This is a genomic window from Xanthomonas sp. NCPPB 4037 (genome assembly GCF_041475695.2).
Lineage (GTDB): Bacteria > Pseudomonadota > Gammaproteobacteria > Xanthomonadales > Xanthomonadaceae > Xanthomonas > Xanthomonas campestris.
Map to the genome: position 1 here is coordinate 4,024,178 of NZ_CM191261.1, position 26,635 is coordinate 4,050,812.

Consider the following 26,635-nt stretch of genomic DNA (forward strand, 5'->3'; position numbering starts at 1 on the left):
TCCCCTATCACTTTATTGATCATCCAATGCGAGCGCGGCAGGCCGTTCCAGCCATCCACCCGCACCGTCCGGTACAAGTTCAATCAGCTCGATGCGGTCTTCGTAGACCCCGGTCACCCGGCCATCGCTCTGTCCCAGATACACACCCGGCCGCACCCGGTAGGTCACCTTGTCAGGCGCCATGACCAATGCGATCAGGCCCGAGCCACCTCCAATGGTCCCCACCATGTCGAGGGCGTCGAGCGGGAAGGCTTCCAACGGCTCCTTGCGCCGGTTCGGATCCGGTCGCGTGCCATTGCCGCCTTCCGCGCTGACCCAGGCATCGCTGAACGGGTCGCGCATCACTTGCGCCGCGTATTCGAACGTTTCGAACTGCTGCATCACCGGCAACGGCTCCAGCGGCGGCGCAGGACGCGCACGCACTTCGGCCACCCAGGCTTCCAGATTCGGCGCATCGCCCGGAGTGCTGGTCACACCGCGGGTGCACGCCGGCAGCACTGCAATTAGCGCCACGCAGGACAGGATCTTGAGCAATTTCATGGTCATTGGCCGCCCTTCTTCGCCGCGTCGGCCGCAGCCTTTTCCTGCTCGGCCATTTCCTCATCGTCCAGATAACGATAGGTCTTGACCGTGCCGGACAGCTCCAGCGCCCCCCGTGGGGTGATGCCGGCCTTGGCGTCCTTGGGCTTGAGGTTGATGTCGTGCATGGTCAGGATCACCACGCGCGGCAGCGAGGCCACACCGCTGACGAAGGCGCCGAACTGGTGGTAGCTGCCCACCATGCGCAGGGCGATCGGCTTCTCGGCGTAGAACTCCTTTGGCGATTCCGGACCCGGCTGGAACAGCTCGTTGGACAGGCCGCTGGACAGCGCGGTCTGCGAGATGTCGATGATCAGATCCGGCATTTCGGTCTTGCTGGGCAGCTGACGCAGCATCTGCTGCAGCACCTGCTCCATCTGTGCGAGCTGCTGCTTGAGCGGCTCCAGATTCACCGCACGGCCCTGCTGGGTCTCGAACTCGGTGCGCAGCTGCGTTTCGGTGCCTTCTAGGCCTTCGAGTTCATCGCGCTTGCTGCTGATCAACAGGAACCAGGCCAGCACCATGATGAACAGGCCGACGACCACACAGAACACGATGCGCGCCTGCTGCGGCCAGCCGCCGATGTTGTTGAAGTCCAGATCGCTGAGCTTGAATGATTTCTTACTCATGACGCCGCCCCCTCCTGCGGCCGAGTGGCTTGCGCCGGTGCCGCTTGTGCGGGTGCAGGTGCAGGCGCGGCCGGTGCGGCCGGTGCGGCCGGCGCAGGCGTTGTTGCCGGTGTCGCTGCTGGCGCAGGTGCTGCGCCGGCTGGCGTGGCCGCCGGGGTTGCGCCCGGTGCCTGGCCGTCAACCGGCGCGGTACCGTTCTTGTCGGCCTCGTTCGGGTTGGCCAGCTTGACCTTCAGCGTGAACACGTACGGCAAGGTCTTGGTGTCCATCGACGAAGCCGCAGGCTGGCCGGCGGCCTTGTCCTGGCTCTTGGCCTCGATGATCGACAGGTCCGGATTGGTCATCCAACCCGAGCCTTCCAGGTTGCGCATGTAGGCACTGACGCGCGCGTTGGACTGAGAGCGCCCTTCCAGCGTGAGGATGTCGCCATCCTGCTTGATGTTGGTCAGCGCCACGCCATCGGGAATGGTGCGCACCAGCGAATCGAACAGGTGCACCATCTGCGAGCGATTGGCCTGCAGTTCCTCGATGACCTTCTTGCGCGCCAGCAGGCGGTCCTTCTTCTTGTCGAGTTCCTTGATCTCTTCGTTCTGCGCCTTGACCTTGTCGATCTCGGTGGTCAGGAACGCGTTGCGCTCGGTCTGCCCGCTGATCTGCCCGTCGTAGTAGAACCAGATCAGCGCCGACAACACCACGCCAGCGAGCGCGGCGAAGCCGAGCATCGAATAGAACTCACGCTCGCGCGCCTTCCGGCGCTCGGCGCGCCAGGGCAATAGATTGATTCTTGCCATCAGTCAAAGCTCCTCAGGGCCAGGCCGGTGGCGATCATCAATGCAGGCGCATCCAGCGCCAGCGCATGGGCCTGAACCTTCGGGCCCAGCGTCATCTGTGCCAGCGGGTTGGCGACCACGGTGGTCACGCCCAGCTGTTCTTCCACCATCTCCGGCAGGCGCGACAACGCCGCGCAACCGCCTGCCAGCACGATGCAATCGACGCGATTGAATTCGCTGCCCGCGTAGAAGAACTGCAACAGGCGGCTGATCTGCTGCACCGTCGCTTCCTTGAACGGTTCCAGCACTTCGACCTCGTAGCTCTCCGGCAGGCCGCCCTGACGCTTGGCCAGGCCAGCTTCCTCATAGGTCAGGCCGTAGCGCCGCATCACTTCGTCGGTGAGCTGCTTGCCACCGAACACCTGCTCGCGGCTGTACAGGCTGCGCCCTGAGCGCAGCACGCTCAGCGTGGTCATGGTCGCGCCGATGTCCACCAGCGCCACCACCGCATCAGCGGCGACCGGCAATTCACTGGCAACCAGGGCAAAGGCGTTCTCGACCGCGAATGCCTCCACGTCCATCACCTTGGCGACCAGGCCGCCGAGCTCCAGCGCCGATTGGCGCAGCTCGACGTTTTCCGAACGCGACGCCGCCAGCAGCACCTGGACCATGTCCGGGCTGTTGGGCATCGGGCCGAGCACCTCGAAATCGAGATTCACTTCCTCGATCGGGTACGGGATGTAGTTGGTGGCTTCCAGCTCGACCTGGGCTTCCAGATCGCTATCGTCCAGATCCGCCGGCATGGGGATCAGCTTGGTGATCACCGCCGAGCCAGCCACGGCCGCTGCCGCGTTCTTGGCCTTGCTGCCGGAACGGTTGATGGCACGGCGAATGGCTTCGCCCACCGCTTCGACTTCGACGATGTTCTTTTCCACCACCGCATTCGGCGGCAACGGTTCCACAGCGTAATGTTCCACGCGAAAACGATTTCCGCTGCGCGACAGCTGCAATAGCTTGACCGCAGTGGAACTGATGTCGACACCAATAAGTGGCGACTGACTCTTGGGTAAAAGCCCCACGGAAACTCCCCTGCCGACGGGCACTTGGACGCATGTGTTGCGTCCTCGCATTAATAATCAAATTTTAACAGTTGACAACCCCTTCACGCACGAAGCAATAGCCCCATGACGTGACCCCAGTGGTGTCTTCTGCGATCCCCAGAGTTCGGCCCCAGCCAAACCCGGCGTCATCTATACTCTGTGACCAAGAAATCTGCAATCGGAATCTCTCTTACATGCCCCGTATTCGCCGTTGGCTGGGCTGGATCCTGGCCACGCTCGTCGTGCTTGCCGTGCTTGGTGCTATTGCCGCCGGCGGCTTGTACTACGCCATTTCCTCCAAGTTGCCGGACGTGCAATCGCTCAAGCAGGTCGAACTGCAGGAGCCGATGTACGTGTACTCGAGCGATGGCCGGCTGATGGCCGTCTATGGCGAGACGCGCCGGTATCCCATCCAGATGAAGGAGGTTCCGGAGCGGCTCAAGCAGGCGTTCCTGGCCACCGAGGATGCGCGCTTCTACGAGCATGGCGGCGTGGACTACAAGGGCATCGCCCGCGCGGTATGGCTGCTGGCCAGTACCGACGCCAAGCGCGTGCCGGGTGGCTCGACCATCACCCAGCAGGTGGCCCGGCAGTTCTTCCTCAATTCCGAATACAGCTACACCCGCAAGCTGGCCGAGATCCTGCTGGCGCGCAAGATCGAGGGCGAGCTGACCAAGGACGAGATCTTCGAGCTGTATTTGAACAAGAGCTTCTTCGGTAACCGCGCATACGGCGTGGGCGCTGCGGCCGAGTACTACTACGGCAAGAAGATGGCCGACCTGAGCCTGGACGAGATGGCATCGCTGGCCGGCATCCCCAAGTTCCCGTCCAGCGGCAACCCGATCAGCAACCCGGAGCGCGCGCGCGAACGCCGCGACTACTACGTGCTGCAGCGCATGGCCGACCTGGGCTTCGTCACCCAGGCCGAGGCCGACGCGGCCAAGGCGGTGCCGATGCACGCCAAGCCGCACGAGCCGCCGGTGGAGGTCTATGCCCCATACGTGGCCGAGCTGGTGCGCCAGGAAATGATCGCCAAGTACGGCGGCGACGTGCTCAACAAGGGCTACCACGTCACCACCACCATCGATTCCACCTTGCAGACCGGCGCCGATGCGGCAGTTGCCGAAGGCTTGCGCCTGTACGACCACCGCCATGGCTGGCACGGCGTGGAGCAGCACTTCGACGTGGCCGCCGATGCGGATGCGCCGGCCCTGGCCAAGCATCTGTCGGGCGTGTTCACCCAAGGCGGCCTGCGCGCCGTGATCGTTGCGCGCACCAACGCTGACGGCGGTGTGACCGTCGTGCAGAGCGACAAGACCGAGCTGACCTTGCCGGCCAGCGCCAGCCGCTGGACCAACAAGACCCCGGCCAAGCTGCTGACCCGCGGCGACCTGACCCGCATCCGGGCCGGCGAAAAGGACGGCGAGTGGATCATCGATCAGCTGCCGCGCGGCCAGGCCGCGTTGGTGTCGCTGGACGCCAACAGTGGCGCGCTGCGCGCCCTGGTCGGCGGCTTCAGCTTTGCCGGCAACAAGTTCAACCGCGCCACCCAGGCACGGCGCCAGCCGGGCTCGAGCTTCAAGCCGTTCGTGTATGCGGCGGCCTTCGAGAAGGGCTTCAACCCGGCCTCGATTGTGCTGGATGCACCGGTGGTGTTCCGCGACCGCCGCGGCAAGACCTGGTCGCCGCAGAACGATGGCGGCGGCTTCCGTGGGCCGATGCGCCTGCGTGAGGCGCTGGTGCAGTCGCGCAATCTGGTGTCGGTGCGTTTGCTGGATGCGATCAGCGTCGATTTCGCGCGCAAGTACATCAGCCAGTTCGGCTTCCAGGAGGCCGAACTGCCGCCCAACCTGTCGATGTCGCTGGGCACCGCATCACTGACGCCGCTGTCGGTGGCACGCGGCTACGCGGTGTTCGCCAATGGCGGCTCGCGCGTGGACACCTGGATCGTGGACGAGGTGAAGGACCGCGACGGCAATGTGGTCTTCAAGGAAGTGCCCGCCGTGGCCTGCCGCACCTGCGCTACACAGGGCGGCACCGCCGCTCCGGTCAGCCAGGTGGTGGACGGCTTCAACTTCGGCGCACCTGCGCTGCCCAAGTCGATCGAGCCAGCCGCCGCGACCCCTGCCATGCCTGCGGAAACTGCCCCGGCAGCCACCGCCGAAACCAAGATCGCGCCGCGCGCCATCGACGAGCGCACTGCGTATCAGCTGGTCTCGATGATGCGCGACGTTGTCCAGCGCGGCACCGGTACCGCGGCCAAGGTGCTGGGACGCGAGGATGTGGGTGGCAAGACCGGCTCCACCAACGATCACCGCGACGCCTGGTTCTCCGGCTTTGGCGGCCCGTACGCCACCACGGTGTGGGTTGGTCGCGATGACTTCCGCTCGCTGGGGTATCGCGAATACGGCGGCAAGGCCGCGCTGCCGATCTGGATCGACTACATGCGCGTGGCCTTGAAGGACAAACCGCTCGCGGCAAACGACCCGCCCGATGGCATGACCCAGGCGACCATCAATGGCGCGGTGGAGTGGGTCAAGAACGAAGACCTCGACCGTCTGCAGGATTACGACTACGGTCTGCAGGAACAGCAGGACGAAAAAGCGTTCGACATCTTCTAAAGCTGTTCCAGACGGTGTGATGCCAGCAGCGGAGCCCAGGTGGCTCCGCTGTTTTTTTGGGCAAGCGATTGATGCGGCGTGATGCTGGGCGTTGCTGATCGGTTGCGATGGCCTCCTCCGCCATGCCGCATCTCGCTGCGTTATCGACGCACAGGGCACGCACGCTGCCTGGGCCAAGCCAGTTCTGCACTGAACGTCTGCGCGATGCCCCACAGCCTATCCGTGCTGCGAACGCCAGCGTTCGCTACGCCTGTATGACCCGCACCGCATGGTTTCATCGCCGCCGCGCGCAGCGCCCATGCGATGCCAGCGCGCGGTAGCCGATCACCTGCCAACGCCGCGTCCAGGCGGCGCTATCGCCCCAACGATTGTCATCGGCAACTTCACTACGCTCGTGTAGAGTCGAAGTCAGGTTCAGACAGGGGAGCCCGGCCATGCATCACGCACGCCAACACGCCGACACGCGCACCCGAGAGCGCCGTCACCGGCTCGCCCATGAGGCCGCCCGACTGATGGCCGAAGGCGGCATCCGCGATTTCCATCAAGCCAAACTCAAGGCGGCCAGCCGGCTCGGCATCCACGACGATGCATCACTGCCACGGAACCGCGAGATCGAAGACGCGCTGCGCGAGTATCAGCGTCTGTTCGCCGGCCCCGAGCATGGCGTGCGCTTGCGGCAACGGCGCGAGGCCGCGTTACGTGCGCTGGATTTCCTCAGCCCTTTCCAGCCACGGCTGACCGGCCCGGTACTGGATGGCACCGCCGACGCCAAAGCGCCGGTGCAATTGCAGCTGCACAGCGACGATGCCGATGCAGTGCAACGATTTCTCGAAGAACACCGTATTCCTGCCGAATTGCGCACGCGCCGGCTGCGCCTGGATCGCGAACGTAGCAGCGAGTTTCCAGTGTGGCTGTTCAGCGCGGAAGACCTGACCTTCGACCTGACAGTGCTGCCATACGACGCACTGCGCCAGGCACCGCTATCGCAGCTGGACGAAAAACCGATGGCACGCGCCTCTGCAGCGCAATTGCGGCAGTTGCTGGCGGACGAAGAGATCCAGGGTTACGTGCAGCCACTGCGGTAAGCAGCAGACCGCACCATTGCATCGCGCCAGGACCGGCCCGGCACTGCCCACAGCACTCCAGGCCGCAACGCAAAACGCCCCGCAATGCGGGGCGTTTGGTCAAACAACCAACTCCGGGGCGCTTAACGCTTGCCGGCGTCGGTGTAGTCGCGCTTGTCGTAACCGGTGTAGATCTGGCGCGGACGGCCGATCTTCATTTCCGGGTCGACCTGCTGCTCCAGCCAATGCGATACCCAGCCGGCGGTGCGGGCAATGGCGAACATCACGGTGAACATTTCCACCGGGATATTGAGCGCCTTGTAGATGAGGCCCGAGTAGAAGTCCACGTTCGGGTACAGCTTGCGCTGCACGAAGTAGTCGTCCTTCAACGCGGCTTCTTCCAGCTTCAGCGCAACTTCCAGCAGCGGGTCGTTGACACCCAGCTCGCCCAGCACCTTGTGGGTCATCTCGCGGATGATCTTGGCGCGCGGGTCGAAGTTCTTGTAGACGCGGTGACCGAAGCCCATCAGACGGAACGAGGAGTTCTTGTCCTTGGCCTTGGCCACGGCGGACTCGACGTTGTCAGCGGTGCCGATCTCTTCCAGCATCTTCAGCACGGCTTCGTTGGCGCCACCGTGTGCCGGGCCCCACAGCGCGGTGATACCGGCTGCCACGGACGCGTACGGGTTGGCACCGGTCGAACCGACGAGACGCACGGTCGAGGTCGAGGCGTTCTGTTCGTGATCGGCGTGCAGGATGAACAGCAGATCCAGTGCCTTGGCAACGACCGGGTTGATCTCCAGCGGCTCGCTCGGCACTTCGAACATCATGTGCAGGAAGCGGTCGACGTAGTTCAGGTTGTTGCGCGGATAGCGGATCGGCCAGCCGATCGAGTAACGGTACGCCGCAGCAGCCAGGGTCGGCACCTTAGCGATCAGACGGATGGCGGCCTGACGGCGCTGCTCCGGATCGTTGAGGTCCAGGGTGTCGTGGTAGAACGCCGACAGCGAGGCCACCGAACCGGCCAGCATGGCCATCGGGTGCGCATCGTGGCGGAAGCCACCGAGGAAGTTCTTCAGCGACTCATGCATCATCGTGTGATGCGTCACTTCGTGGTCGAACTTCTTGAACTCGTCCGCCGTCGGCAGTTCGCCATTCATCAGCAGATACGAAACTTCCAGGAAGCTGGACTTCTCGGCGAGCTGTTCGATCGGGTAGCCGCGGTACAGCAGCACGCCATTGTCGCCATCGATGTAGGTGATGGCCGACTTGCAACTGGCGGTGGCGGTGAAACCCGAGTCGTAGGTGAACAGACCGGTTTCTTTGGTCAGCTTGGAAATATCGACGCAATCATTGCCCAACGTGGGCTTGAGAACCGGCAGAACGACCGACTTGTCGCCGGCGTTGAGCGTGACCTGATCAAGATCGGACACTGTGTACGCTCCTTCAGTGGAAGGCGCCTGATCCCACATGGGCAGGCACGTGATGGAAGTCCAAGGCATCGCCTCGGATCACGTCATTATCGCACAGCAGCATTTTGGCCGTCGCTTGGACAGAAGTCGTAGACGCACCCGTCAGGGGCGCAAAAGCGAAGCGGGAATTCCCCAAAAAACAACGGCCGCGCAATGCGCGGCCGTTGCCGGTACAGCCCGTCCTGCAAGCTCAGCGCGCGTAGCGCTTCTGGAACTTGTCGATACGGCCGCCGGTGTCGATCACCTTGTGCTTGCCGGTATAGAACGGGTGCGATGCGGAGGAAATTTCCACCTTGATCAGCGGATAGTCCTGGCCGTCTTCCCACTTCACGGTCTCTTTCGAGCTCATGGTGGAACGGGTCAGGATCTTGAAATCCGAGGTCACGTCGTGGAAGACGACGTCGTTGTAGCTGGGATGAACGTTATCTTTCATGGACTTGGCGCCGGGCTGCCTGGGTAAGCCGGGCATTATAGCCACCGCCCGGCACCCGGTGCAAGCCGGGACCTAGCCGGCCGCCAGCGCCTGCCCGACCAGGCCGTAGAAGCGCTGGCGGTCGTAGTCCAGCAACAGGGTGGCGTTGTCGGCCGCCCCGCCCTGCCGGTTCCAGTCCACCAGGGTCATGCCGCGGGTGTGCGTGCCCGACAGTTCGATGTGCACCGGCCGCTGCTCCAGGCGCTGCGCGCCGTCCGGGTGCAGGGCGAAGGCCATCGCCAACGCGTCTGCGGCATACCAGTACTCGCCACGACTGTCCTCCGACCACAGCCGGGTCTTGCGGGAGATTTCTTCGTAGAAGCGTGCACGCGGCGAATCGGCCGCCAGCCACTGCTCCACATCACGGTGCAGCAGGCCGTGCGCGACGGTCGCCTCCCAATCGGCCACATCGAACTGCGGAAACCCGCGGAACACGATATGCGCCGCCTCCGGGTCGAAGCCGATATTGAATTCAGCCGCGGCGGTGATGTTGCCGTGCCCGGTCAGCGCCCCGCCCATCACCACCAGCCGCGCCACACGCTGTGGCAGGGTCGGGTCCAACGTCAGCGCCAGGGCGAGGTTGGTCAGCGGGCCAAGTGCCACCAGCAGCAACTCGCCTGCATGCACGTGCGACAGCCGCAGGATGGCCAGCGCCGCATGCTCGGCGTCCGCAGCGCGCGCGGCCGGCGGCAGGCCGACATCGCCGAAGCCGTCGATGCCATGCACATGCGCTGCGTCCACCGACGGGTGCAGCAGCGGTTGCGGGCAGCCCGCATACACCGGCACATTGGCGCGACCGGCCACCTCGCACACTTTGAGCGCATTGCGCACGGTGTGCTCCAGACCGACATTGCCCGCGGTGATGGTCAGGCCGACCACGTCATGGCGGGTGTCGTTGAACGCCATCAGCAGCGCCAGCGCGTCATCCACGCCCGGGTCGGTGTCGATCAGCAGCGGTATCTTTTTTGTCATGGGATTCGGAATTGGTCATTCGGGATTCGTTGCCGCATCTTCGCAAGGATCGGCGAGGCAAGCGAATTAGATGAGGCAGCAGCCCCGCTCTGACACATCCCCACTCCCAAATCCCCAATCGCCGCCGCTCACGCGGCCGCATACCGCACTGCGCCACCGATCCAGCGCGCGACCACGCGGTCGGCGATCTCCGGCGCTTCGTCGAGCAAGCGCTCCGCGAGCACCTGCACCCGCGGCAACAGGCCGGCGTCGCGGGCCAGGTCGGCGATGCGGAAACTCGCCAGGCCGGTCTGGCGCGTACCCAGCAACTCGCCGGGGCCACGCAGCTCCAGATCCTTTTCGGCAATCACGAAGCCATCGTTGGTCTGGCGCATGGTCTCCAACCGCTGGCGTGCCATCAGCGACAGCGGGCCCTGGTAGAGCAGCACGCAGCTGGACGCCGCCGCGCCGCGCCCGACCCGCCCGCGCAACTGGTGCAACTGGGCCAGGCCAAGGCGCTCGGCATTCTCGATGATCATCAGCGAGGCGTTGGGCACATCCACGCCCACTTCAATCACCGTGGTGGCGACCAGCAGATCGGTGCGGCCCTGCTTGAAATCCAGCATGGCCTGCTGCTTTTCGGCCGGCTTCATGCGCCCGTGCACCAGTGCCACGCGCACGCCCGGCAGTTGCGCCGAGAGCGTTTCGAAGGTGACCTGCGCGGCCTGTGCTTCGATGCGCGGCGGGCCGTTCTGCGCGCCCTTGTCGGTGTCTTCGCTTTCTTCGATCAGGGTGCAGACCCAGTACGCCTGCCGGCCTTCGGCACAGGCCGCGCGGATGCGCTCCACCAGCTCGGGCCGGCGCTCGGCGCTCAGCACGATGGTCTGCACCGGCGTGCGGCCGGGCGGCAGTTCGTCGATGGCCGAGACGTCCAGATCCGCGTAGGCCGCCATTGCCAGCGTGCGCGGGATCGGCGTGGCGGTCATCACCAGTTGATGCGGCACGCTGCCGGCAGCCGCGCCCTTGTCGCGCAGCGCCAGACGCTGATGCACGCCGAAGCGGTGCTGCTCGTCGATGATGGCCAGCGCCAGATCGTGGAAGACCACCGCGTCCTGCATCAGCGCATGCGTGCCCACCACCACCTGCGCCTGCCCGGAGGCCACCTCGGCCATCGCCGCGGCGCGCGCCTTGCCGGTGACCTTGCCGGCCAGCCAGACGATCCGCACGCCCAGCGGCTCCAGCCAGCCACGCAGGTTGGCCAGATGCTGCTCGGCCAGCAGCTCGGTGGGCGCGGCCAAGGCCACCTGTTTGCCGTGTTCGACCGCCAACATCGCGGCCAGCGCCGCCACCACGGTCTTGCCGCTGCCCACATCGCCCTGCACCAGCCGCAGCATCGGTGCCGGCTGCGCCAGATCGTGGGCGATCTGCTCGAACACGCGCTGCTGCGCGCCGGTGAGCTGGAACGGCAAGGCCTTGCGTAACTGCTGCACCAAGCGGCCACCGCGCAACTGCGGTGCGCGGAAGCGCTGCAGCGCGATGCGTTGCCGGCGCAGGCTCACTTGATGCGCCAGCAGTTCTTCGATGGCCAATCGCTGTTGCGCCGGATGTCCGCCGGCCAGCAGTTGCTGCGGGTCCGTGTCCACCGGTGGGCGATGCATGGTCAGCAGCGCGCTGCGCAGCGACGGCAGCTGTTCGTCCTGCAGCCAGTGCGGCGGCAGCAGTTCCAGCGCGGCCTCCGGCGGCAAGCGATCCAAGGCCTGGCCGATCAGCTTGCGCAGCGTGGCCGGCCCGACACCTTCCAGCACCGGATACACCGGGTCCAGGCAATCGCCCAGGCCCGCATCTTCATCCGGCGCCAGGACGCGGTAACTGGGGTGGACGATTTCCCAGCCGTTCTGGCCGGGCTTGGGCGTGCCGAACACGCGCAACCGCGTGCCCGGGGAAAACTGCGCAACCTGGGCCGCGCGAAAGTGGAAGAAGCGCAGCACCAGCGTGCCGTACGAGTCGTCCGACATCGCCACGCGCAACACCGGGCGGAAGCGGAAGCCGCGCTCCATCGCCTCCACACGCCCCTCGATCTGCGCCGGTACCCCGCCCTGCAACTGCGCGATGGTGGTCAGGCGGGTGCGGTCTTCGTAGCGTAGCGGCAGGTGCAGCCACAGATCCTGCAAGCTGAGAATGCCGCGCGCGGCAAATTTCTCGGCCACTTTCGGGCCGACCCCGGGCAAGCTGGAAAGCGGCGCCTGGCCAGCGACGGCCAGGCTTGGGGTGACGGAACGCGCGCGCGGCACGGCGAATCGCGCCTTCGGTCAGTCGAGCACCATCACTGCGTCGACCTCGAAGCCAGCGCCCTTGGGCAGGCCCGACACCTCGATGGTCGAGCGCGCCGGGAACGGCGCCTGGAAGTATTCCTGCATCACCGCGTTGACGGCGGCGAACTGGCCCAGATCGGTCAGGTACAGGCCCAAACGTACGATCTTGTCGAGCGAGCCGCCCGCCGCTTCGGCCACGGCCTTGAGGTTGTCGAACGCACGCCGCGCCTGCGCGCCGATGTCGCCGGGCACGATTTCGCCGGTGGCCGGGTCCAGCGGAATCTGCCCGGAGAAATACACGGTGTTGCCGGCACGCACGGCCTGGGAATACGGACCGATGGCGGCAGGCGCCTGATCGGTATGGATGATCTGGGACATGGGAACTCCGTCAACACTGAAAACGAACGCCCATTGTATCGGCGCACGCCAGGCACGGGCCATGGCAGCGTGGCCGCCGCCGACGCGCCCTACGCGGCAGCGCTCGGCGGCCATCAGCCATCCTCGGCAGCCGGCGCTCAGGTGATCGGCGCCGGATTGAACAAGGCCAGGTCGTTGTGCAGGCGGTGTTGCTCGGTCCAGGTGCGCTGCCCGCTGGCTACATCGAGATAGCGCTGGAACAGTTCCCAGCCGAGTTGGTCCAGCGTCTTGGCCCCGCTCGCCACGCCACCGGCATCGATATCCATCAGATCGGACCAGCGCTGCGCCAGCTCGGTGCGCGTGGCCACCTTGATCACCGGCACCATGCCCAGCCCGTACGGCGTGCCACGCCCGGTGGTGAAGACGTGCAGGTTCATGCCGGCGGCCACCTGCAAGGTGCCGCAGACAAAATCGCTGGCAGGCGTGGCGCAGTACTGCAAGCCGCGCCCCTTGACCCGCTCACCCGGCGGCACCACGCCGTTGATGGGCGACGAGCCGGACTTGGCGATCGAGCCCATCGCCTTTTCCACGATATTGGCCAGCCCGCCCTTCTTGTTGCCCGGGGTGGTGTTGGCGCTGCGGTCGGCCTGGCCGCGCGCCAAGTAGGCGTCATACCAAGCCATCTCGCGCACCAGCGCCTTGGCGACCTCGGCATTGGCGGCGCGTGGCACCAGCAGGTGAATGCCATCGCGCACTTCGGTGTTTTCCGAAAACATCACGGTCGCGCCAGCACGCACCAGCAGGTCGGCCGCGATGCCCAGGCCCGGGTTGGCAGTGACCCCTGAAAACGCATCGCTGCCACCACATTGCATGCCCACCACCAGCTCGCTGGCCGGCACGGTTTCGCGGCGGCGGGTGTCGAGGTGGCGCAGCCGTTCTTCGGCCATCTGCATGATCGAGCCAACCATGTCGGCGAAGCCCAGGCTGGCCTCCTGTAGCCGATAGATGCCGCTGTCGTCGGCGCTGGCATCGTCCGGCAGCAGGCGCTCGGGCGCGAGTTTTTCGCAGCCCAGGCCAACGATCAACGCCTGCCCGCCGAAGTTGGGGCTGCGCGCGATATTGCGCAGCGTGCGGATGGGAATGATGGCCTCGGGCGCGGTGATGGCCACGCCGCAGCCGTAGACATGATTGATCGCCACCACGTCATCGACATTGGGGTACTTGGGCAGCAGTTCGGCGCGGATCCGCGCAACCGCATGGCCCAGCACACCCACCACGCACTGCACGCTGGTCATGATGCCGAGAATGTTGCGGGTGCCGACGCTGCCATCGCGATTGCGATAGCCCTGGAACGTGTACCCCTCCAGTGGCGCGGCAGCAGCCGGTGGCTGCGGCGTCAGATCCAGTGCTGCCAGTTCCGGTGCGGTGGGCATCTCCAGCAACTGCTCGCTGACCCAGGCGCCGCGTGCGATGTCGTCGGCCGCAGTGCCGATGACCGCGCCCAGGCGGCGCACTGCCGCGCCCTTGCGCAGCGCCTGCAATGCAATCTTGTGACCTTGCGGAATGTGCTCGATCGCGGTCATCCCGTCCTGGAACGTGGCGCCCGGCGGCGCACCGCCATCGTTGACGACGATGGCGACGTTGTCCTGAGGATGCGCTTGCAGACTGAGCCAGCGCGGCAGTTGCTGGGTGGCGGACATCATGGGCTTACCTTGCAAACAGGGGGAGGAACATCATTGGCCAGGCGTATCGAACTGGCGCTTGTATTGCAGAATCAATCGATTCTCGTCGACGTTGCGCTGGTAGTTGGAGCGAAACGTGCCGTTGAACCAGATCACGCTGAAATGCTTGAGACGCGGGCTCTGAAACCGGTAGGTAGTGAGCACGTCACGCGCCCACTCGCGGCCTTCGCCTGCATAGGTCGCAGGCCGCGCGTCATCGCCGTGGATGTAGCGCGCCATGACGCTGAGCCCGGGGATGCCGATGCTCTTGCCATCGATGCTGTAGCGCAGCTGCCAGCTGCGCTCGCCGCGTTCGAGAAAGTCGTTGATGAAGGTCCAATTGAAGACATTGCCGTCGGTACCGCCTGGCCAGGGCATGGCGCTGGGGCCGGACAGGCGTTGATAGCCGGCACCGAATTCATGCCCGCCAGTGCGCCAGGACACCATGCTGCTGAACATGCGGTTGTCGATTGGCCCGGCACGCGATTGGCCGACGTCATCGGTGCGGAAATAGCGCAGGTCTACACGCAACTGATCCTTGCCGAAGGCGTGCGTCTGGATCAGGTTGTAGAGCTGCTGGCGGTAGATGTCTTCCATCAGCGCGCCCTGATAGCGTAGCTGCGTGCCGGGCGCAACGCTGTAGGTGGCCGACACCAGATTCAACGCATCCGCATCCGGGGTCCCCAGAAAACGGCGGTTCTTGTTGGTCAAGGTGATCGGCACGCGCGAATCGCCGTCGCGATACCAGGCACTGGTGAAACGCGCGAGCAGCAGATCGAGCTTGGGCACGTCCTTGGATTCCAGCGTCACGCCTTGAAACGTCTCCGGCATGATGCGGGTGATGCTGGCGCGTACCAGCGGCTCGTTGGGAATGAAGCTGCCCCACTTCAATTCGGTTTGCGAGGCGCGCAGCTTGAGTGTGGGCGCCACCCGCATCAGCGCGTGTTGCGCAGTGCCATCGTCGTTATTGGGCAGCAAGCCGGTGCCGCCCTCGGCGCGCACACCATCGAGCTTGAAGTCGCCGATGCCGAGCAGATCCAGGCCGGCACCGACGGGACCGCGGGTGTAGCCGCTCTTGGCGTCCACCACGAAGCCCTGCGCCCATTCGGCGCGCTTGCCCTGCCCTTCGCCACTGCGGAAGTCACGGTTGTAATAGAAGTTCAGCGCAGTGACGTCCACGCCCGCGCCATCCCAGAACCCATCGTCCGGTGCCTGTGCGCGTACGCGCCCGGCGGCACCAACCGCCAGCAGAGCGGCGCTGCCGAGTGCCAGTACGTGTTTCATGTCAACCGCCCTCCGCGGTGGTGAAGCGGTGCATGCAACCTGGCGCAATGCACCCATGTTGGCCTGCAACGCCACAGCTAGCGCACCAGGCACGGACGCTTGTTGTCGAATGCCCAGTTTGGAATCAGGCACTGCATGCCTGCCGCGTCGTCGCGGGCACCCAGGCTCAGGCTCTGATAGGTGCGATGCGCCGCATCCAGTGCGTCCATGTCCAGCTCGATGCCCAGGCCCGGTTTGGCAGGCACCTGGATCTGGCCGCCTGCAATTGTCAACGGCGCGTGCGTCAGGCGTTGACCGTCCTGCCAGATCCAGTGCGTATCGATCGCCGTTACGCGCCCGGGTGCGGCGGCGGCCACGTGGGTGAACATGGCCAGCGAAATATCGAAGTGATTGTTGGAATGCGAACCCCATGTCAGGCCCCAATCGCGACACATCTGCGCAACGCGCACCGAACCTTGCAGCGTCCAGAAATGCGGATCGGCCAATGGAATATCCACCGATTGCAGCTGGATGGCGTGGCCCATCTGGCGCCAATCGGTGGCGATCATGTTGGTGGCCGTGGGCAGGCCGGTGGCACGCCGAAACTCGGCCATGACTTCGCGCCCGGAATACCCATCCTGCGCACCACATGGGTCTTCGGCATACGCCAGCACGCCGTGCAGATCGCGGCACAGCGCGATGGCCTGCTCCAGCGACCACGCGCCATTGGGGTCGAGCGTGATACGCGCCTGCGGGAAGCGTGCATGCAAGGCGCGAATGGCCTCGATCTCCTGCTCGCCGCGCAGCACGCCGCCCTTGAGCTTGAAATCACGGAAGCCATATTTGTCGTAGGCGGCCTCCGCCAGTGCAACCACGGCCTCGGGGGTCAATGCCTCCTGGTCACGCAGCGATTCCCAGCGATCACGCGCGCCGCTGCCATCGCGGTAGGCCACGCTGGCCTTGCGGCGGTCGCCGATGAAGAACAGATAGCCAAGCACATCCACCGCGTCGCGTTGCTGGCCTTCGCCTAGTAACGCGGCCACCGGTTGCTCCAGAAATTGCCCAAGCAGGTCCAGCAATGCCGACTCGATCGCGGTGACCGCATGGATGGTGATGCGCAGGTCGAAGGTCTGCAGGCCACGGCCCGCACTGTCGCGGTCGGCGAAGGTTGCGCGCACCTGATTGAGGATGCGCTGGTAGTCGGCGATGGGCCGGTCAAGGATCAACCCGGCGGCCTCGCGCAACAGCGCGGCAATCGCCTCGCCGCCCGGCACTTCGCCCACGCCGATACGCCCGGAGGAATCATGTAGCACCAGCACGTTACGGGTGAAGTACGGTGCGTGCGCGCCGCTCAGGTTCAGCAGCATGCTGTCCTGCCCGGCGACCGGCACCACGCGCACGTCGGTGATGCGTGGTGTCGCGCTGCTGCGCGCACTTGAAGAATGGATGTTCATTGAAGGATCTCCGCGTGAGTCACAGCGCTGCAGGAAGGGGCATGGACGGACCGCCAGGCGGCGCCTTCAGCTCCACCCGCTTGATCTGGCCGACCACCACCAGGTAAGACACCACCGCCAGCAAGGCATTGAATCCAACGAACACCAGGGCCCACTCGAAGGTGCCGGTGGTGGAGACGATGTAGCCGATCACGATCGGCGTCGTAATGCCGGCCATGTTGCCGAAGGTGTTGAACAGGCCGCCCGACAGCCCTGCGATTTCCTTGGGCGAGGTGTCGGCCACCACCGCCCAGCCGAGCGCGCCAATGCCTTTGCCGAAGAACGCCAGCGCCATCAAGCCGACCACCATCCATTCGGCCTGCACGTAGTTGCAGCCGATCATCGTCACCGACATCAACATGCCAACCACGATCGGCGTCTTGCGCGCCACGGTGAGCGAGTAGCCGCGCCGCACCATGCGATCGGACACGTAACCGCCCAGCACGCCGCCGATGAAGCCGCACACCGCCGGCAGCGAGGCAACGAAGCCTGCCTCGAGGATCGACATGCCACGCTCCTTGACCAGATACACCGGGAACCAGGTCAAAAAGAAATACGTCAGCGTGGTGATGCAGTATTGGCCGATGTACACGCCCAGCAACATGCGATTGCCCAGCAGCTGCTTGGCGTAATGCCATTGCGCTCCCTTGACGTGCTGGCTTGGCATGTTGCGTTGCTCCATGTCCACCAGCGCACCGTTGCGCTGGATGTACTCCAGTTCCTGCGCCGACAAGCGCGGATGCTCGCGCGGTGCATAGATGGTCTTTCTCCACAGCGCAGCCAGCAGCACGCCGGCCGCGCCCATCACCAGGAACACGTGCTCCCATCCCCAGGCATGCACCAGCCAGCCCATCAGCGGCGCGAAGGCCACGGTGGCGAAGTACTGTGCGGAGTTGAAGATCGAGGCGGCCAGGCCGCGTTCGGCCGTGGGAAACCACGCCGCCACGATGCGGCTGTTACCGGGGAACGAGGGCGCTTCGGCGATGCCCACCAGAAAGCGCAGCACGAACAAGGTGGTGACCGCCCAGGCCACCGGCACCCAGCCAATAAATCCCTGCAGCACGGTAAACAGCGACCAGGTCAGCAGTGACAGGCCATACACGCGCCGTGAGCCGAAGTGGTCGAGCAACCAGCCTCCCGGAATCTGCCCGGCCACATAGGCCCAGCCAAATGCCGAGAAAATGAAACCCATCTGCAGTGCATCGATGCCCAGCGAGTCCTGCACGGCGGAGCCGGCAATGGACAAGGTGGCGCGGTCCGCATAGTTGATCGTGGTCACCACGAACAACATCAGCAAGATCAGATAACGCCTGCGCGGAACTGTCTTCGAATCGGGAGCCATCATCGTTCCTCACCTATGACGATGGAAGCGCAATGCGCTTCGATACTTCAGGGCGCCTGGGAATGGCGTGCCGGACCCTCCTCCGGCACGCCTCAGGCAGGGGCGTGTGCAGCGTGCTTAGTCGTGTCCCAGCGCGCCATCGACGCGTCGCCATAACTTGAGTGGATTGCCATCTGCCACGGCCGCGGGCAGCAGTTCGGCCGGAAGGTCCTGGTAGCAGACCGGGCGCAGGAAGCGGTCGATCGCCAGCGTGCCCACCGAGGTGCTGCGGCTGTCGGAGGTGGCCGGGAACGGGCCGCCGTGCACCATGGCGTGGCAGACCTCCACACCGGTGGGCCAATCGTTGAACAGGATGCGGCCGGCCTTGCGCTCCAGCACCGGCAGCAGGGATTCGGCCAGCGCCATGTCGTCCGCCGCCATGTGCACGGTGGCGGTGAGTTGCCCCTCCAGGTGTTCGCTCAGGGCACGCAACTGCGCGCCGTCCTTGCAGCGCACCAGCAGCGACGACGCACCGAACACTTCGGCCTGCAGCGCTTCATCGGCCAAAAATGCGTCGGCATCGGTGCCGAACAATGCCGCAGGGCAGCGCCCGGCTTCCGGTGCGGCACCACGTGCCAGTGTGCTGACCTTCGGATGCGCGGCCAGACGCTGCACACCCTGCGCATAGGCCTGGCCGATGCCTGCGGTGAGCATTGCTGCCGGCGACACCGCCTGCAGCGTTTGCGTTGCCGATGCGATAAACGCATCCAGCGCCGGCGAATCGATCGCCAGCAGCAGACCGGGATTGGTGCAGAACTGGCCGGCGCCCAAGGTCAGCGAGCCGACAAACGCTTTGCCCAGATCCGGTGCGCGTGCCTGCAACGCCTGCGGCAGCAGATACACCGGGTTGATCGCACTCATTTCCGCATACACCGGAATCGGCTCGCGGCGTGCGGCGGCAATCTGTATCAGCGCCATGCCTCCGGCGCGTGAGCCGGTGAACCCCACCGCCTTGATCCGCGCGTCGGCGACCAGTTGCGCGCCAATCTCGATGCCGGCATCGAACAACAGCGAGAACACACCCTCCGGCAACCCGCACTGCGCCACCGCCGCCTGGATCGCGCGGCCCACCAGTTCGGAGGTGCCCGGATGCGCGCTGTGCGCCTTGACCACCACCGGGCAGCCCGCCGCCAACGCCGAAGCGGTGTCGCCGCCGGCCACCGAGAACGCAAGCGGGAAATTGCTGGCGCCGAACACTGCCACCGGCCCCAGCGCGATGTGCCGCTGGCGCAGGTCTGCACGCGGCAACGGCGTGCGCTGCGGCAGTGCCGGGTCGATGCGCGCCTGCAGCCAGCTGCCTTCGCGGACCACGCTGGCGAACAGGCGTAGCTGGCCCACGGTGCGCCCACGCTCGCCTTCCAGGCGTGCACGCGGCAGGCCGCTTTCGCGCATGGCCCGTTCGATCAGGCCATCGCCCAGCGCCAGGATCTGCTCGGCGATGGTCTCCAGAAACTGCGCACGTGCCTCCAGCGTGGTCTCGCGGTAAGGATCGAAGGCCGCTTGCGCCAGCGCGCAGGCCTGCTCCACATCCGGCGCGGTGGCCGAGCCGAACACCGGTTGCAGCGCCTCGCCCGTGGTCGCGTCCACGCCCTGCAAGGCAACGCCGGCACCCTGCACGCTGCGCTGGCCGATCAACGATTCACCCAGGATCGCGTGCATCAGCGGCGCCCTCCGATGAGCTGCGTGAGTTGGGCGAATTCGTCTTCGGTCAGATCGGCCAGCGGCGTACGTACCGGGCCGGCCGGGCGACCCACGGCACGCATGCCGGCCTTGACGATCGACACCGCATAGCCGGCGCGGCGATTGCGCAGCACGGTGTACGGCAGCACGAAGTCGTTGAGCTCGCGGTAGATGGTGGCGTGATCGCGCGCGCGCACTGCCGCATAGAACGACAGCGCCCATTCCGGCAGGAAATTGAAGATGGCCGACGAATACGTGGTCACCCCCATTTCCAGGTACGGCAGCGCAAAGGTTTCGGCCGTCGGCAGGCCGCCGACGTAGAGCAGGCGATCGCCCAGCCGCGCGTAGATACGCGTCATGCGGTCCACATCGCCGATGCCGTCCTTGTAGCCCACCAGGTTGGGGCAGCGCTCGGCCACCCGCGCCAGCGCCACGTCATCGAGCCGGGCATTGGCGCGGCCGTAGACAATCACGCCCAGCGAGGTCGCCTTGCAGACGCGCTCGACATGCTCGGCCACGCCGTCGGCATCGCATTCGGTGAGATACGGCGGAAACAGCAAGATGCCATCGGCATCGTTACGCTCGGCCGCCTGCGCCATGGTCACGGCGATCGCGGTGCCGTAGCCGGCCGGCGCGATCACCGGCATGCGCCCGGCGGTCTGAGTCACGGCCGCGCGCACTGCGCGGTCCACTTCGTCCAGGGTCAGCGAAAACAACTCGCCGGTGCCGCCGGCAGCAAACAACCCGGCGGCCGGGTGCGAGGACAGCCAGTCCAGATTGCTGCGGTAGGCGGGCTCGTCGAAAGCCATGTCGGCATCGAAGTGCGTCACCGGGAACGACAGGAGTCCGGCACCAAGCGCTTGGGCCATTTCCGAAGGTGTGTATCTGCTGCTCATGAGGCGAACGGTCCTAGGCGGGGGTGGAGTGATGCTAGGAAGACGCATCGTTGCCGGTCCAAACCAAAGGACGTATTGTTTGATACATAAATTGAATCGATCGAGCCACGATTGGTGCTAGTCCATCGCAAATACCTGCTTTTCCAACGGTTTTTGGCGGCACTGTAATTACGTGAGCCGCTTTCAGTACGGCTGTCGGTGTCACCTGCGCCGTATTCATCTGCATTGCGGGCCCGCCGATGTTGCAGTTGCAGCATCGAATTGCCCGCCAGCGAGCGTCGAGAGGTCATAGCGCCATGTTCGATCTGCAACAGTTGCGCTGCTTTGTCGCGGTCGCCGACGAGCTGCATTTCCGGCGCGCGGCCGAGCGTTTGAACATGACCCAGCCGCCGCTTAGCCGGCAGATCCAGCTGCTGGAACACAACGTCGGCACGCCGCTGCTGGAGCGCAACAGCCGCCATGTGCGGCTGACCCAGGCCGGACGCAGCCTGCTGGCCGAGGCGCGCGCGATCCTGCGCCTGGCCGAGAACGCCGGGCTGCGGGCGCGCCGCATTGGTGCAGGCGACGCCGGCAGCGTGTCGGTGGGCTTCACTGCCGGCGCCAGCTACCGCTTCTTGCCGGAGGCGATCGCACGCTGGCGCAGCGAGGCGCCGGATGTGGATCTGCAACTCAAGGAGATGGTCAGCCTGGCGCAACTCGATGCGCTGGATGCCGGCCGGCTGGACATCGGCCTGCTGCGTCCACCGATCCAGCGGCCGGGCCTGCGCAGCCGGTGTGTGGCGCGCGAGCCGCTGATTGCCGCGCTGGCCGAGGATTCGCCGCTCGCGCAGCGTGGCAGCCTGCGTCTGCAGGATTTCGACCAGCAACCGCTGGTCAATTACGCGCCCGACGAAGCGCGGTATTTCTACGACCTGCTTGCGCAATTATTCGGCGCGCGCGGGATCGCGCCACGTTCGGTGCAATACGTCAGCCAGATCCATTCGGTGCTGGCACTGGTGCGCGGCGGCATGGGCATGGCGCTGGTGCCGGAAGGTGCCAGTGGCCTGCGCTATGCGGGCATCGTCTATCTGCCGCTGCAGGACGACGCGCCGGCAACGCCAGTGGAACTGCATCTGGTCTGGAAGCAGGACAACGACAACCCGGCCTTGCGCAACTTCATCCACTAAAAGCAGCTATCAAAACGACTGCGCAGCCGCCAGGCGGGCGCGGCCGGTGCTCGAAATCGGCATGTACCTACGTAGACGCCGGTTTCTCCGCGCCGTCCGCACCTACCTGACGGCTGCTCGCTACGTTTTGTTAGCCGCTTAAGCGTGGCGCATCGCCGGCCTGCGCCGACATGCGCCGCAGTGGTGCGCGGCTACTGCCGGCCCACGCTCTGCACCACGTGCAGCCGACGCAGGCGGCGCATCACCTCGGCCAGATGGCGGCGGTCGCGCACCTGAATGTTGAAGCGCAGCACCGCCGCATTGAAATCGCGGTCCAGGTAATCCACCCGCTCGATGTTGGACTGGCTCTGCGCGATCGCCGCAGCCAACTGCGCGAGCACGCCAGTGCGGTTTTCCACTTCCACCACCAGCGCGGTGTCGTAGTCGCCGGTGACATTGGAGTCCCAGTCGATCGGCACCCAGCGTTCGGGCGATTTACGCAGCTCGGCCAGGTTGGGGCAGTCCAGCCGGTGCACCACGATGCCTTTGCCGGCGGTGTGGTAGCCCATGATCTCGTCGCCGGGAATCGGCTGGCAGCAATTGGCGAAGCTGATCACGCCACGCTCGCTGCCATCGATCAGGATCTTTTCGTGCGAATGCTTGGAATGGCCGCCGCCGCGCAACTCGGCGTAAGCCATCAATGCCTGCGCGGCCTGGGTGGGCATCCAGTTGCCCAGCGCTACATCGGCCAGCAAGGCCTCCAGGCGCGGGTAGCGGTGCTCGTTGAGAAACGCATCCAGGCGCCCCTTCGGCAGCCGCTCCAGCGAACTGTCCATCGCTTCCAGCGCGCGGTCGAGCATGCGATGGCCCAGCTGCACTGCGTCTTCGTGTTCGAGCTGCTTGAGCTGGTGCCGGATCGCCGTGCGCGCCTTGCTGCTGACCACGAATTCCAGCCACTGCGGCTTGGGCGTGGCCGAGCGCGCGGTGATGATCTCCACCGCCTGCCCGCTGACCAGCTTGGTGCGCAGCGGCACCAGCTTCTTGTCCACGCGCGAGGCGACCGCGCGGTTGCCCACATCTGTATGCACCGCGTAGGCAAAATCCAGTGCGGTGGAATTGCGCGGCAGCGCCAGGATCTTGCCCTTGGGCGTAAACAGATAGACCTCGTCCGGGAACAGATCGACCTTGACGTTGTCCAGGAATTCCAGCGACGAGCCGGCCGCGCGTTGCGAATCGATCAGCTCCACGATCCAGTCGTGCGCACGGCTCTGCGCGCTATTGGGCGCAGCGGAGCCGACCTTGTAGGTCCAATGCGCAGCGACACCGCGCTCGGCGATCAGGTCCATCTCTTCGGTACGGATCTGCACTTCGATCGGTGAGCCGTATGGCCCAAACAGCACCGTGTGCAGCGATTGATACCCGTTGGCCTTGGGAATGGCGATGAAATCGCGGAAGCGCCCGTCCAGCGGCTTGAAGGTGGCATGCACCGCGCCGAGTGCGTGGTAGCAATCGGCCACTGAGCGCACTACCAGGCGAAAGCCGAACACATCCATCACCTGGTCGAAGGATTTGTTCTCTTCGTGCATCTTGGAATAGATGCTCCAGGGCGTCTTGATGCGGCTGACCAGGCGATGCTCCAGCCCTTCCTTGGCCAACCGCTGCGACAGCTGCACCTCCACCTGCGCCATCGATTCGCGCCGCACCACCGGCTGGCTGCGGATGTGTTTTTCGATGATGGCGTGGCGCCACGGATACAGCGCGCGGAAGCCCAGGTTCTGCAGCTCGGACTTGATCAGGCTCATGCCCAGGCGCTGGGCAATGGGTGCGTAGATTTCCAGCGTTTCGCGTGCGATGCGGCCGCGCGCTTCGGTGCTCTGCGCGCCCAGCGTACGCATGTTGTGCAGACGATCAGCCAGCTTGATCATGATCACGCGCAGGTCGCGCGACATCGCCAGCAACATCTTGCGGAAACTTTCCGCCGCCGCTTCCTGGCGGTCGCGGAACTTGAGCTTGTCCAGCTTGGTGACGCCATCGACCAGCTCGGCCACCGCCTCGCCAAATTCCGACGCCAGTTCTTCGCGCGTCAGCGGCGTGTCTTCAATGGTGTCGTGCAGGATCGCGGCAATCAGCGATTCCATGTCCAGGCCGAGCTCGGCCAGCACACCGGCCACGGCAACCGGATGGGTGATGTAGGGCTCGCCCGACTTGCGGGTCTGGCCGGCATGCGCGCTGGCGCCAACTTCCCACGCACGGCGCAGGATCGGCAGCTGCTCCTTGGGAAGGTAGCTGGCGGCGCGTTCGAGGTGCAGGACGTAGTCGGGAATGGCCGCGTCGGTAGACGCAGCGGTCGCAACGGTCGCCTGGGCAGTGGGGCCTGGGTTCATGCCGGAAGACTATGCCAGCGCGGCAGTGACGGCAAACGGTTGCATGCACTTACTCACTGCACACACGGTCAAAACGAAAACAGCCCGCGAAGGCGGGCTGCTTGGATCGATCGCAACGATGCAGGCGATCGCGCGCCTGGATCAGTCGTCGTTCTTGGACATGTCTTCGTCGGCGACCACTTCGGCGGCGGCCCATTCCAGGGCTTCGCGCTCGGCGCGCTCGCGCTCGGCCTTCTCGACTTCATCGATCAGTGCATTGTCGATCCGGCGTGCGGCGATTTCGCGCAGCGCCATCACGGTGGGCTTGTCGCTGGCGTCGGCGTTCTCGATCAGCGGCTGCACGCCGTTGGCGAGCTGACGCGCACGCTTGGAGGCCATCATGACCAGCTCAAAACGGTTGTTCACGACTTCCAGGCAATCTTCTACGGTAATGCGGGCCATGCGGGCTCCCGGCGACCAGCAACGGCCGCGCATCGAATGAGGGAAAGGGGGCGGAGTGTACGCCCGGGTCGCGGTGGCGGCAACCGGTGCTTATTCAGTTTCCTTTGGAATCAGCCGCTTGGGGCGGCTTGCGGCCGCTGGCGTGTGACGCTGCGGCGCGCGTTGGCGCTGCCTGCTGCGCCCAGTTCGATGCGGCGAGCAGCGGGCCGGCACTATGCGGTGCCCCGCCCGCTAGCTGGCAGATTCAGTCCAGCAACGCCTGGATCAGCCCGGCATGGCGTTGCTGCTGGGCCTGCCGACGCAGCCGGCTGGCGGTGAAGATCGCGCACATCTCCGACACCGCGGTGTCGAAGGTCTCGTTGATGATCACGTAGTCGAATTCCTCGAAATGCAGCATTTCCTCGCGGGCGGCGGCCAGGCGTTGCGCCATCACGTCCTCGCTGTCCTGCCCGCGCTTGCGCATACGCTCGTCCAGCGCCTGGCGCGACGGCGGCAGGATGAACACGCTCACCGCGTCCGGCACCTTCTGCCGCACCTGGCGTGCGCCCTGCCAATCGATCTCCAGCAGCACATCGTGCCCGGCCGCCAGCTGCGGCTCCACCGACTGCCGCGCGGTGCCTTTCCAGTCGCCATGCACCAGCGCGTACTCGAAGAAGTCACCGGCTTCGATCATGCCCTGGAATTCCTCGGCAGAGACGAAATGGTAGTGCTCGGCATGCCGCTCGCCCGGGCGCGGCGCGCGCGAGGTGAAGGAGATCGACAAGGCGATCTTGGGGTCACGCGCCAGGGTGGCGTTGACGATGCTGCTCTTGCCGGCGCCGGAAGGGGCCGCAACGATATAGAGGGTGCCGCGCATAGGGTCAGGGATTCGGGATTGGGGAGTCGGGAGTCGCGAACGTGCTGCGGACCGGTACCACCGGGGTCGATATGCTACCGGTATTGGCCGCCGTCCGCCGGGGCACGGGATTTGCTCTCAACCACTCCCGAATCCCCAATCACCAATCTCGGCTACTCGATGTTCTGCACCTGTTCGCGGATCTGGTCGATCAACACCTTCAGGTCCACCGCCGCGTTGGAGGTGCGGCTGTCCACCGATTTGGAGCCTAGGGTATTGGCTTCGCGGTTGAATTCCTGCAGCAGGAAATCCAGGCGCCGCCCGACCGGCTCGGACTGCTTGAGCACGCGCCGGATCTCGCCGATGTGGCTGGACAGGCGGTCCAGTTCTTCATCCACATCGAGCTTTTGCAGCCACAGCACCAGTTCCTGCTCGGCGCGGCCCGGGTCCACCGGATGCGGCAAATCGGCCAGGCGGGCCGCCAATTTGGCGCGTTGGCCTTCGCGGATCACCGGAATCAGCGTGCGCACTTCGCCAGCAATACGCTCGATGGCATCCACGCGCTCGCTGATCGCCTCGGCCAGCTTGGCGCCTTCGCGCTCACGGGCGGCCACAAACCCGGACACCACCTCGTCCAGCAACGCCAGCGCCTGCGCCTGCAGCGCCGGTGCATCGACATCCTGCACCTGCAACACGCCAGGCAACTGCAGCAGATCGGTGAAGCTCACCTGCAGCTTGGGCATGCTTGCATCCAACCGCGTGGCGAGCGCGCCCAGTTCCTGCAGCAGCGCCTCGTTGACGGCCAGTGCCTGGCCGCTGTCGGGCGCGCGCAGGCGCAGCGCCAGGTCCAGCTTGCCGCGGCTGTTGCGGGCCGCCACGCGCTCGCGCAACAGCGGCTCCAGCGCACGCAATTCTTCGGGCAGGCGCACGCCCACTTCAAGAAAACGGTGGTTGACCGAGCGCAGCTCGCAACCGAGCGTGCCCCATGGCGTGATGCGTTCGCCGCCGGCGAACGCGGTCATGCTTCGGATCATCGTGAGTCCAGTGCCTGCAAAGCGCGAATGGTACC

General features: G+C 65.4%; 22 protein-coding genes and 1 other RNA gene. 4 read left to right on the top strand and 19 right to left on the bottom strand.

All coding sequences use genetic code 11. From position 1 onward, the window contains the following. Nucleotides 1–12: 12 nt before the first annotated feature. The 4 genes from ACCQ01_RS17800 to ACCQ01_RS17815 are packed head-to-tail and all read right to left on the bottom strand — an operon-like array spanning nt 13 to nt 3,057. A complete protein-coding gene (locus ACCQ01_RS17800) occupies nt 13–546 on the bottom strand; it encodes a pilus assembly protein PilP (protein WP_011038332.1) in 534 nt (177 codons plus the stop codon). Next, on the bottom strand, nt 543–1,208 hold the full coding sequence (locus ACCQ01_RS17805) for a type IV pilus inner membrane component PilO (RefSeq protein WP_011038333.1): 666 nt from the start codon (nt 1,206–1,208) through the stop codon (nt 543–545). Before ACCQ01_RS17805 ends, ACCQ01_RS17800 begins: the two co-directional genes overlap by 4 nt. Continuing rightward, a complete protein-coding gene (locus ACCQ01_RS17810) occupies nt 1,205–1,999 on the bottom strand; it encodes a PilN domain-containing protein (protein ID WP_228418379.1) in 795 nt (264 codons plus the stop codon). Before ACCQ01_RS17810 ends, ACCQ01_RS17805 begins: the two co-directional genes overlap by 4 nt. Beyond that, nucleotides 1,999–3,057 (bottom strand): pilus assembly protein PilM, encoded by a 1,059-nt coding sequence (locus ACCQ01_RS17815; RefSeq protein ID WP_016944654.1) that lies wholly within the window; start codon nt 3,055–3,057, stop codon nt 1,999–2,001. Before ACCQ01_RS17815 ends, ACCQ01_RS17810 begins: the two co-directional genes overlap by 1 nt. Before the next feature lie 215 nt (nt 3,058–3,272). Here ACCQ01_RS17815 and ACCQ01_RS17820 point away from each other — a divergent pair, with 215 nt between their 5' ends. Continuing rightward, entirely contained in the window at nt 3,273–5,699 is a 2,427-nt protein-coding gene (locus tag ACCQ01_RS17820) for a penicillin-binding protein 1A (RefSeq protein ID WP_228431138.1), read from the top strand. Between the two features lie 434 nt (nt 5,700–6,133). After that, on the top strand, nt 6,134–6,784 hold the full coding sequence (locus ACCQ01_RS17825; RefSeq protein ID WP_012437499.1) for a hypothetical protein: 651 nt from the start codon (nt 6,134–6,136) through the stop codon (nt 6,782–6,784). Nucleotides 6,785–6,906: 122 nt separating this feature from the next. Here ACCQ01_RS17825 and ACCQ01_RS17830 read toward each other — a convergent pair whose 3' ends face one another. The 11 genes from ACCQ01_RS17830 to kdgD all read right to left on the bottom strand — a co-directional run bounded on the left by ACCQ01_RS17830 (nt 6,907) and on the right by kdgD (nt 20,761). Continuing rightward, nucleotides 6,907–8,196 carry a citrate synthase gene (locus ACCQ01_RS17830; RefSeq protein ID WP_016944651.1) on the bottom strand — a complete coding sequence of 430 codons (1,290 nt, stop codon included), beginning with the start codon at nt 8,194–8,196 and terminating at the stop codon, nt 6,907–6,909. Nucleotides 8,197–8,425: 229 nt separating this feature from the next. Next, a complete protein-coding gene (locus ACCQ01_RS17835) occupies nt 8,426–8,668 on the bottom strand; it encodes a type B 50S ribosomal protein L31 (protein ID WP_011038339.1) in 243 nt (80 codons plus the stop codon). Nucleotides 8,669–8,740: 72 nt separating this feature from the next. Continuing rightward, entirely contained in the window at nt 8,741–9,679 is a 939-nt protein-coding gene (locus tag ACCQ01_RS17840) for a nucleoside hydrolase (RefSeq protein WP_228431140.1), read from the bottom strand. Nucleotides 9,680–9,807: 128 nt separating this feature from the next. Continuing rightward, nucleotides 9,808–11,949, bottom strand: coding sequence for an ATP-dependent DNA helicase RecG (gene recG, locus ACCQ01_RS17845; protein ID WP_228431143.1), 2,142 nt, complete (start codon nt 11,947–11,949; stop codon nt 9,808–9,810). Between the two features lie 18 nt (nt 11,950–11,967). After that, the gene (locus ACCQ01_RS17850; protein WP_011038342.1) at nt 11,968–12,348 is read right to left on the bottom strand and encodes a RidA family protein; all 381 of its coding nucleotides are present in this window, start codon (nt 12,346–12,348) and stop codon (nt 11,968–11,970) included. Between the two features lie 137 nt (nt 12,349–12,485). Continuing rightward, the gene (gene garD / locus ACCQ01_RS17855; protein ID WP_228431145.1) at nt 12,486–14,027 is read right to left on the bottom strand and encodes a galactarate dehydratase; all 1,542 of its coding nucleotides are present in this window, start codon (nt 14,025–14,027) and stop codon (nt 12,486–12,488) included. A gap of 33 nt (nt 14,028–14,060) precedes the next feature. Further along, the gene (locus tag ACCQ01_RS17860) at nt 14,061–15,332 is read right to left on the bottom strand and encodes an OprD family porin (protein ID WP_228431147.1); all 1,272 of its coding nucleotides are present in this window, start codon (nt 15,330–15,332) and stop codon (nt 14,061–14,063) included. A gap of 77 nt (nt 15,333–15,409) precedes the next feature. Then, entirely contained in the window at nt 15,410–16,765 is a 1,356-nt protein-coding gene (gene gudD, locus ACCQ01_RS17865; protein WP_228431149.1) for a glucarate dehydratase, read from the bottom strand. Nucleotides 16,766–16,784: 19 nt separating this feature from the next. Continuing rightward, entirely contained in the window at nt 16,785–18,149 is a 1,365-nt protein-coding gene (locus ACCQ01_RS17870) for an MFS transporter (protein WP_228431151.1), read from the bottom strand. A gap of 114 nt (nt 18,150–18,263) precedes the next feature. Then, entirely contained in the window at nt 18,264–19,844 is a 1,581-nt protein-coding gene (locus ACCQ01_RS17875; RefSeq protein WP_228431153.1) for an aldehyde dehydrogenase (NADP(+)), read from the bottom strand. Then, a complete protein-coding gene (gene kdgD / locus ACCQ01_RS17880; protein WP_042597610.1) occupies nt 19,844–20,761 on the bottom strand; it encodes a 5-dehydro-4-deoxyglucarate dehydratase in 918 nt (305 codons plus the stop codon). The genes ACCQ01_RS17875 and kdgD overlap by 1 nt, the downstream gene beginning before the upstream one ends. 296 nt (nt 20,762–21,057) lie before the next feature. Between kdgD and ACCQ01_RS17885 the strand changes: the two genes are divergently transcribed. Both ACCQ01_RS17885 and ACCQ01_RS17890 read left to right on the top strand, forming a co-directional pair. After that, nucleotides 21,058–21,927, top strand: coding sequence for a LysR family transcriptional regulator (locus ACCQ01_RS17885; RefSeq protein ID WP_012437489.1), 870 nt, complete (start codon nt 21,058–21,060; stop codon nt 21,925–21,927). 61 nt (nt 21,928–21,988) lie between these two features. Beyond that, a non-coding RNA gene (locus tag ACCQ01_RS17890) (sX9 sRNA) lies at nt 21,989–22,063 on the top strand. 55 nt (nt 22,064–22,118) lie between these two features. On the opposite strand, the gene ACCQ01_RS17895 is transcribed toward ACCQ01_RS17890, so the two are convergent. From ACCQ01_RS17895 to ACCQ01_RS17910, 4 genes are all read right to left on the bottom strand, one after another. Continuing rightward, nucleotides 22,119–24,290: a RelA/SpoT family protein gene (locus ACCQ01_RS17895; RefSeq protein WP_050911301.1), complete on the bottom strand. Its 2,172-nt coding sequence runs from the start codon at nt 24,288–24,290 to the stop codon at nt 22,119–22,121. A gap of 141 nt (nt 24,291–24,431) precedes the next feature. Then, nucleotides 24,432–24,731: a DNA-directed RNA polymerase subunit omega gene (gene rpoZ / locus ACCQ01_RS17900; protein WP_002812428.1), complete on the bottom strand. Its 300-nt coding sequence runs from the start codon at nt 24,729–24,731 to the stop codon at nt 24,432–24,434. Between the two features lie 244 nt (nt 24,732–24,975). Next, a complete protein-coding gene (gmk, locus tag ACCQ01_RS17905; RefSeq protein ID WP_011038351.1) occupies nt 24,976–25,587 on the bottom strand; it encodes a guanylate kinase in 612 nt (203 codons plus the stop codon). A 152-nt stretch (nt 25,588–25,739) separates the two neighbouring features. After that, the gene (locus tag ACCQ01_RS17910; RefSeq protein WP_228422779.1) at nt 25,740–26,600 is read right to left on the bottom strand and encodes a YicC/YloC family endoribonuclease; all 861 of its coding nucleotides are present in this window, start codon (nt 26,598–26,600) and stop codon (nt 25,740–25,742) included. Nucleotides 26,601–26,635 lie beyond the last annotated feature (35 nt).